The following is a 7,560-nucleotide window of genomic DNA, read 5'->3' as shown; positions in this document are numbered from 1 at the left end:
CGATAAGTAGTAGGCCGCCTCGCTGGTATTCTCGCCCTGGGCATCGCGCAGGAAAGGCGGCCCCCAGGAGCGGGTGTCGTCACCCGCGCCGGGGCGCTCCACCTTGATTACATCCGCCCCAAGGTCGGCAAGGATCTGGCCGGACCAGGGGCCGGCCAATACCCGGGAAAGATCCAGCACCCGCAGATGGGAAAGCGCGCCCATGGCCTGGCTCCTCTATTAATAGAACGCCTGGATGCCAGTCTGTGCGCGCCCAAGGATCAGCGCATGCACGTCGTGAGTACCTTCATAGGTGTTGACCACCTCGAGGTTGACCAGGTGGCGGGCGACGCCGAACTCGTCGGAAATGCCATTGCCACCCAACATGTCCCGCGCCAGGCGAGCGATGTCCAGGGCCTTGCCGCAAGAGTTGCGCTTCATGATTGAGGTGATCTCGACCGCCGCGGTCCCTTCGTCCTTCATCCGGCCCAGGCGCAGGCAGCCTTGCAGAGCCAGGGTAATCTCGGTTTGCATGTCAGCCAGCTTCTTCTGGATCAACTGGTTGGCAGCCAGCGGGCGGCCAAACTGCTGACGATCCAGGGTGTATTGGCGAGCGGTGTGCCAGCAGGCCTCGGCGGCACCCAGCGCACCCCAGGAGATGCCGTAGCGGGCCGAGTTCAGGCAGGTGAACGGGCCTTTGAGGCCGCGCACATCGGGGAAGATGTTCTCTTCCGGCACAAACACGTTGTCCATGACGATCTCGCCGGTGATCGAAGCACGCAGGCCGACTTTGCCATGGATTGCCGGAGCACTGAGGCCGTCCCAGCCTTTCTCCAGCACGAAGCCACGGATATCGCCGGCATCGTCCTTGGCCCAGACCACGAACACATCGGCGATCGGGCTGTTGGTGATCCACATCTTGCTGCCGCTCAGACGATAACCACCGTCGACCTTGCGGGCGCGGGTGATCATCGAGCCCGGGTCGGAACCATGGTTGGGCTCGGTCAGGCCGAAGCAGCCGATCCATTCGCCACTGGCCAGCTTCGGCAGGTACTTCTGCTTCTGTGCCTCGGTACCGAACTCATTGATCGGCACCATGACCAGCGACGACTGCACGCTCATCATCGAGCGGTAGCCGGAGTCGATACGCTCCACCTCACGGGCGATCAGGCCGTAGCAGACGTAGTTCAGGCCACTGCCGCCGTACTGCTCGGGAATGGTCGCGCCGAGCAGGCCGACTTCACCCATCTCACGGAAAATCGCCGGATCCGTCTGTTCATGACGGAACGCCTCCAGCACACGGGGCGCCAGCTTGTCCTGGGCGAACTGATAGGCGCTGTCACGGACCATGCGCTCTTCTTCAGTGAGCTGCTGATCCAGCAGCAGCGGGTCGATCCAGTTGAAGCTTGCCTTGCCAGCCATGTGCGGATTCCTCGAAAGATGGGAACGAATTGTTGTGCTGGATTGATCCTAGGCCTGTTTGGCGTGAGGGACAAACGAGGATTGCGCACCGTTTAGTGATATTTTCTCACTTCGTAATCATCCAAATGCCCTGCTCAACGCCTGACATGTGAGGTTCACGTACATGCGCCGAAAGATTCCCAGCACCACCGCCCTGGTCTGCTTCGAGGCGGCCGCACGTCACGAGAGCTTCACCAAGGCCGCCCAGGAACTGGCCCTGACCCAGGGCGCCGTCTGTCGGCAGATCGGCAGCCTGGAGGCCTTCCTCAATGTCGAGCTGTTCCGTCGCTCGCGCCGGGGCGTGAAACTGACCGAAGCCGGGCTCTCCTACAGTCGCCAGGTAACCGCACAGCTGGATGCGGTGGAGCGCGACACGCTTTCGGTGATGCGCCAGCAAGGCGCCAATGTGATCGAACTGGCGGTCGTGCCGACCTTCGGCACCCAGTGGCTGCTGCCGCGGCTGAAAGACTTCCAGCAGCGTCACCCGGAGGTCACGGTCAACCTGACCAACCGCACCCGCCCCTTCCTGTTCGCCGACACGCCCTTCGATGCCGCCATCTACTTCGGCGACGCCGACTGGTCGGGCACCCAATCCCACCGACTGATGGGCGAGAACCCCGTGCCGGTGTGCAGCCCTTCCCTGCTGGAAGGGCAAGCCAGCCTCGACGCCCAGCGCATTGCCGACTTGCCACTGCTGCAGCAGACCACCCGCCCTTATGCCTGGCGACAATGGTTCGACGGCTTGGGGATGAGCGTCGAACGCGACATGACCGGCCCGCGCTACGAGCTGTTTTCGATGCTCGCCCAGGCCGCCATGCATGACATGGGCATTGCGCTGATTCCACCGTTCCTGATCCAGCGCGAGCTGCAGGAGGGCCGACTGGTGGTCGCTAACAGGCATGCCCTGACCAGTGACAAGGCCTACCATCTGATGATCCCCGAGCGGAAGGTCGAGTCCGCCTCGCTACGAGCGTTCCGCGACTGGCTGGTGGCGCAGGCGCAACGATACACCGCCACGGAATAGGGTGAAGCGGGCAAAGCTGACCCCGTAGTCAATTATTTTTAACACCTACAGATATATGGATTTGTCGCAAATTCGTAATCTGTTCCGTTCACCCTGAAAAACATAGCAACCCTAGTTACTGCGCGGGTTTGCAGCTGATTTTGCGACATTCAGCAAACTGAGAACGAAAATAGCGGATTTTTTTTCAAATTTTCTCCTAAGCTCCGCATAGCGCGTGCTTGACGGGTTTAGGGCAAATCGTTGCGACATACGGTCACAGGGTGACTTGTAGTTTTGACTTCGTTTCGCTTCAGAACCGGTTGAAGGCCCTCGGGTTCGTCTGCAAAATGCCTCCCCCGCCCCGGATCCGGCGGGGTCGTGCTCTACGACCACCCAGCCGCACCACCCGAAGTGCGCTGGTTCCTATAAAGACAAAAGGTCACCGCAGGAGACAAAGTCGTGCACATTGGTGTTCCTCTCGAGACGCAGACGGGTGAGACAAGGGTCGCCGCGACCCCGGAAACCATCAAGAAACTGGTTGGCCAGGGCCATCAGGTCACCGTGCAACGGGGGGCAGGGCTAAAGGCCAGCATTCCGGACAGTGCCTATGAGGCCGTTGGCGCCAACTTGGGCGAAGCCGCCGACGCCTTCGGCGCGCAACTGGTGCTCAAGGTGGTCGCGCCCAGTGACCAGGAGTTGGCGCTGATCAACAGCGGCAGCCTGCTGGCAGGCATGCTCAACCCGTTCAACAACGAACTGATCGCCAAGATGGCCGAGCGCGGCATCACCGCCTTCGCCCTGGAAGCCGCACCGCGCACCTCACGCGCGCAGAGCCTCGACGTGCTGTCGTCCCAGGCCAACATCGCCGGCTACAAGGCCGTGCTGCTGGCCGCCCACCACTACCCACGCTTCATGCCCATGCTGATGACCGCCGCCGGCACCGTAAAGGCCGCCCGCGTGCTGATCCTCGGTGCCGGCGTGGCCGGCCTGCAGGCCATCGCCACGGCCAAGCGCCTGGGCGCGGTGATCGAGGCGTCCGACGTGCGTCCGGCGGTAAAGGAGCAGATCGAGTCACTTGGCGCCAAGTTCATCGACGTGCCCTACGAGACCGACGAGGAACGCGAGTGCGCCGAAGGCGTGGGCGGCTACGCCCGGCCAATGCCGGCCAGCTGGATGCAGCGCCAGGCCCAGGCCGTGCACGAGCGAGCCAAGCAGGCGGACATCGTCATCACCACCGCGCTGATTCCCGGACGCAAAGCGCCGACCCTGCTCAGCGCCGAGACCGTGGCGCAGATGAAACCCGGTTCGGTGGTCATCGACCTGGCCGCAGCCCAAGGCGGCAACTGTCCGCTGACCGTGGCCGACCAGGTGGTGATGGAGAACGGCGTGACCCTCGTCGGCCCGACCAACCTGCCGGCCCAGGTCGGTGCCGACGCCTCGGCGCTGTACGCGCGCAACCTGCTCGACTTCATGAAGCTGCTGTTCGACAAGGACGGCAACCTGGTCATCAACCTCGAAGACGACATCGTCGCCGCGTGCCTGATGTGCCGCGACGGCCAGGTCGTGCGCAAGAACGGCTGAGGAGCACGACAATGGAAGACATGCTGATTTCCCACGGCATCTACAACCTGATCATCTTCGTGCTGGCCATCTACGTGGGCTACCACGTGGTGTGGAACGTCACCCCGGCCCTGCACACACCGCTGATGGCAGTCACCAACGCCATTTCCGCGATCGTCATCGTCGGCGCCATGCTGGCCGCAGCGCTGACCGTGACCCCGGCCGGCAAGATCATGGGCACCCTGGCCGTGGCGCTGGCCGCGGTCAACGTGTTCGGTGGCTTCCTGGTCACCCGCCGCATGCTGGAAATGTTCAAGAAGAAAACCAAGAACGAGGCGCAGAAGTAAGCATGAGCATGAATCTGGTAACGCTTCTGTACCTGGTCGCCTCGGTCTGCTTCATCCAGGCGCTCAAGGGCCTCTCGCACCCGACCACTTCGCGGCGCGGCAACCTGTTCGGCATGATCGGCATGGGCATCGCGATCCTCACCACGGTGGGCCTCATCTATAAGCTTGGGGCTGAGCTTGCGACAGCGGGTATCGGCTACGTGATCGTCGGCCTGCTGGTCGGTGGTACCGCGGGTTCGATCATGGCCAAGCGCGTGGAGATGACCAAGATGCCCGAACTGGTCGCGTTCATGCACAGCATGATCGGCCTGGCCGCGGTATTCATTGCCATCGCCGCCGTGCTCGAACCACAGTCGCTGGGCATCGTCGCCGCCATCAGCGACCCGATCCCCACCGGCAACCGCCTCGAGCTGTTCCTTGGCGCGGCCATCGGCGCCGTCACCTTCTCAGGTTCCGTGATCGCCTTCGGCAAGCTGTCGGGCAAGTACAAGTTCCGCTTGTTCCAGGGCGCACCGGTACAGTTCGCCGGCCAGCACAAGTTGAACCTGATCCTGGGCCTGGCGACCATCGCCCTGGGGCTGCTGTTCACCTTCACCGGCCACTACAGCGCCTTCACCCTGATGCTGGCCCTGGCCTTCGTCATGGGCGTGCTGATCATCATCCCGATCGGCGGCGCCGACATGCCGGTGGTGGTGTCGATGCTCAACAGCTATTCGGGCTGGGCAGCAGCCGGTATCGGCTTCTCGCTGAACAACTCGATGCTGATCATCGCCGGCTCCCTGGTCGGTTCCAGCGGCGCGATCCTGTCGTACATCATGTGCAAGGCGATGAACCGTTCGTTCTTCAATGTGATCCTCGGTGGCTTCGGTGCCGACGTCGATGCCGGTGCCGCAACGGGTTCGAAAGAGCAACGCCCGGTGAAATCCGGTTCGGCCGACGACGCCACGTTCCTGCTGAGCAACGCCGACAGCGTGATCATCGTCCCAGGCTATGGCCTGGCGGTGGCCCGCGCCCAGCACGCGCTCAAGGAGCTGACCGAAAAGCTGACCCACAACGGCGTGACCGTGAAGTACGCGATCCACCCGGTGGCGGGACGCATGCCCGGGCACATGAACGTGCTGCTGGCCGAGGCCGAGGTCCCGTACGACCAGGTGTTCGAGATGGAAGACATCAACGCCGAGTTCGGCCAGGCCGACGTGGTGCTGGTGCTGGGCGCCAACGATGTGGTCAACCCGGCGGCGAAGAATGATCCGAAGTCGCCGATCGCCGGCATGCCGATCCTCGAGGCCTTCAAGGCCAAGACCATCATCGTCAACAAGCGCTCCATGGCCAGCGGCTATGCCGGCCTGGACAACGAATTGTTCTACCTGGACAAGACCATGATGGTGTTCGGTGACGCGAAGAAGGTCATCGAGGACATGGTCAAGGCTGTGGAGTAGGTCCAACGAGCATCGCGACCGCTTGTACAAGACAAACCCCGGGAAGCCATTTCCGGGGTTTGTCGCATTTGCCTGATCCAGATCAACGGCTCTATTTCCGGGCCGCTCATACGACCATGGTCGCGGGACGGCACCGGGCGAAATCTCTAGACTGCGCTTCCAGTAGCTTCAGTAGCCTGAGATAACAATCCATGTACCGTGATCGTATCCGCTTGTCCTCCCTGCACAGCAAGGTAATGAGTGCGGCTGACGCCGCTGGCCTGATCGAGGACGGCATGACCGTCGGCATGAGCGGCTTCACCCGCGCCGGCGAAGCCAAGGCCGTGCCCCACGCACTGGCCGAGCGCGCCAAGCAGTCGCCGCTGAAGATCAGCCTGATGACCGGCGCCAGCCTGGGCAACGACCTGGACAAGCAACTGACCGAAGCCGGCGTACTCGCCCGGCGGATGCCGTTCCAGGTCGACAGCACCCTGCGCAAGGCCATCAACGAAGGCAAGGTGATGTTCATCGATCAGCACCTGTCGGAAACCGTCGAGCAGTTGCGCAACAAGCAACTGACCCTGCCGGACATCGCGGTCATCGAAGCGGTGGCGATCACCGAGCAAGGCCATATCGTGCCAACCACCTCGGTGGGCAACTCGGCCAGCTTCGCGATCTTCGCCAAGCAGGTCATCGTCGAGATCAACCTGTCGCACAACGCCAACCTTGAAGGCCTGCACGACATCTACATCCCGACCTACCGTCCGACCCGCACGCCGATCCCGCTGGTGAAGGTAGACGACCGCATCGGCAGCACCGCGATCCCGATCGACCCGGCGAAGATCGTCGGCATCGTCATCAGTGACCAGCCGGACTCGCCGTCCACCGTGCTGCCGCCCGATCATGAGACCCAAGGCATCGCCGACCACCTGATCGCCTTCCTCAAGGGCGAGGTGGATGCCGGCCGCATGAGCAACAACCTCGGGCCGCTGCAGGCCGGTATCGGCAGCATCGCCAACGCGGTGATGTGCGGCCTGATCGAGTCGCCGTTCGAAAACCTGACCATGTACTCCGAGGTGCTGCAGGACTCGACCTTCGACCTGATCGACGCCGGCAAGCTGAGCTTTGCCTCGGGCAGCTCGATCACCCTGTCGAGCCGCCGCAATGCCGATGTGTTCGGCAATCTGGAGCGCTACAAGGACAAGCTGGTGCTGCGTCCGCAGGAGATTTCCAACCACCCTGAAGTGGTACGTCGCTTAGGGATCATCGGCATCAACACGGCGCTTGAGTTCGACATCTACGGCAACGTCAACTCGACCCACGTCTGCGGCACCAGGATGATGAACGGCATCGGCGGCTCGGGCGACTTCGCCCGCAACGCCCACCTGGCGATCTTCGTCACCAAGTCGATCGCCAAGGGCGGCGCGATTTCCAGCGTGGTGCCGATGGTCAGTCACGTCGACCACACCGAGCATGACGTGGACATCCTGGTGACCGAGGTGGGCCTGGCCGACCTGCGCGGCCTGGCGCCGCGCGAGCGCGCCCGGGTGATCATCGACAACTGCGTGCACCCGGACTACCGCGCCGCGCTCAACGACTACTTCGAGCGCGCTTGCCAGCGTGGCGGGCATACCCCGCATATCCTGCGCGAGGCGCTGAGCTGGCACGAGAACCTGGAAGAAACCGGGCGCATGCTGGCGGGTTGATCCAAAGGCAACACGGCGCCGCTGACGCGGCGCATCGCCGGCAAGCCGGCTCCCACAAGAACGGCGCAACACCTGTGGGAGCCGGC

General features: G+C 63.0%; 7 protein-coding genes (1 of these 7 only partly in view). 5 read left to right on the top strand and 2 right to left on the bottom strand.

The features are described 5' to 3' along the window. Together ACZ9C1_RS19455 and ACZ9C1_RS19450 are read right to left on the bottom strand one after the other, a co-directional pair. Positions 1-204 carry the 5' end (the start) of a CaiB/BaiF CoA transferase family protein gene (locus ACZ9C1_RS19455; RefSeq protein ID WP_457378855.1) on the bottom strand. The gene continues 1,017 nt to the left of window position 1, outside the view, so only the first 204 of its 1,221 coding nucleotides appear in the window; its start codon is at positions 202-204; its stop codon lies beyond the left edge, outside the window. A gap of 15 nt (positions 205-219) precedes the next feature. Next, positions 220-1,401: an acyl-CoA dehydrogenase gene (locus ACZ9C1_RS19450; RefSeq protein ID WP_023630017.1), complete on the bottom strand. Its 1,182-nt coding sequence runs from the start codon at positions 1,399-1,401 to the stop codon at positions 220-222. A 163-nt stretch (positions 1,402-1,564) separates the two neighbouring features. On the opposite strand from ACZ9C1_RS19450, the gene ACZ9C1_RS19445 reads away from it, so the two are divergent. From ACZ9C1_RS19445 to ACZ9C1_RS19425, 5 genes are all read left to right on the top strand, one after another. Then, complete coding sequence (locus tag ACZ9C1_RS19445) at positions 1,565-2,464, top strand: LysR family transcriptional regulator (RefSeq protein WP_277502444.1); 900 nt, start codon at positions 1,565-1,567, stop codon at positions 2,462-2,464. Between the two features lie 438 nt (positions 2,465-2,902). Beyond that, on the top strand, positions 2,903-4,024 hold the full coding sequence (locus tag ACZ9C1_RS19440; protein ID WP_277502443.1) for a Re/Si-specific NAD(P)(+) transhydrogenase subunit alpha: 1,122 nt from the start codon (positions 2,903-2,905) through the stop codon (positions 4,022-4,024). Positions 4,025-4,035: 11 nt separating this feature from the next. After that, complete coding sequence (locus ACZ9C1_RS19435) at positions 4,036-4,350, top strand: NAD(P) transhydrogenase subunit alpha part 2 (RefSeq protein ID WP_139674901.1); 315 nt, start codon at positions 4,036-4,038, stop codon at positions 4,348-4,350. 2 nt (positions 4,351-4,352) lie between these two features. Next, a complete protein-coding gene (locus ACZ9C1_RS19430) occupies positions 4,353-5,789 on the top strand; it encodes an NAD(P)(+) transhydrogenase (Re/Si-specific) subunit beta (protein ID WP_023631271.1) in 1,437 nt (478 codons plus the stop codon). 191 nt (positions 5,790-5,980) lie between these two features. Then, entirely contained in the window at positions 5,981-7,474 is a 1,494-nt protein-coding gene (locus ACZ9C1_RS19425) for an acetyl-CoA hydrolase/transferase family protein (protein WP_476254292.1), read from the top strand. The last annotated feature ends 86 nt before the right edge of the window (positions 7,475-7,560 follow it).

Source organism: Pseudomonas sp. TE21435 (assembly GCF_056279265.1).
This window is presented reverse-complemented; position numbering and strand designations above follow the sequence as displayed.

Excerpts from the sequence above, each read along its gene's own strand:
- ACZ9C1_RS19425 (WP_476254292.1), top strand. The coding sequence starts at position 5,981 with ATGTACCGTGATCGTATCCGCTTGTCCTCCCTGCACAGCAAGGTAATG.
- ACZ9C1_RS19450 (WP_023630017.1), bottom strand. The coding sequence starts at position 1,401 with ATGGCTGGCAAGGCAAGCTTCAACTGGATCGACCCGCTGCTGCTGGAT.
- ACZ9C1_RS19430 (WP_023631271.1), top strand. The coding sequence starts at position 4,353 with ATGAGCATGAATCTGGTAACGCTTCTGTACCTGGTCGCCTCGGTCTGC.
- ACZ9C1_RS19445 (WP_277502444.1), top strand. The coding sequence starts at position 1,565 with ATGCGCCGAAAGATTCCCAGCACCACCGCCCTGGTCTGCTTCGAGGCG.
- ACZ9C1_RS19435 (WP_139674901.1), top strand. The coding sequence starts at position 4,036 with ATGGAAGACATGCTGATTTCCCACGGCATCTACAACCTGATCATCTTC.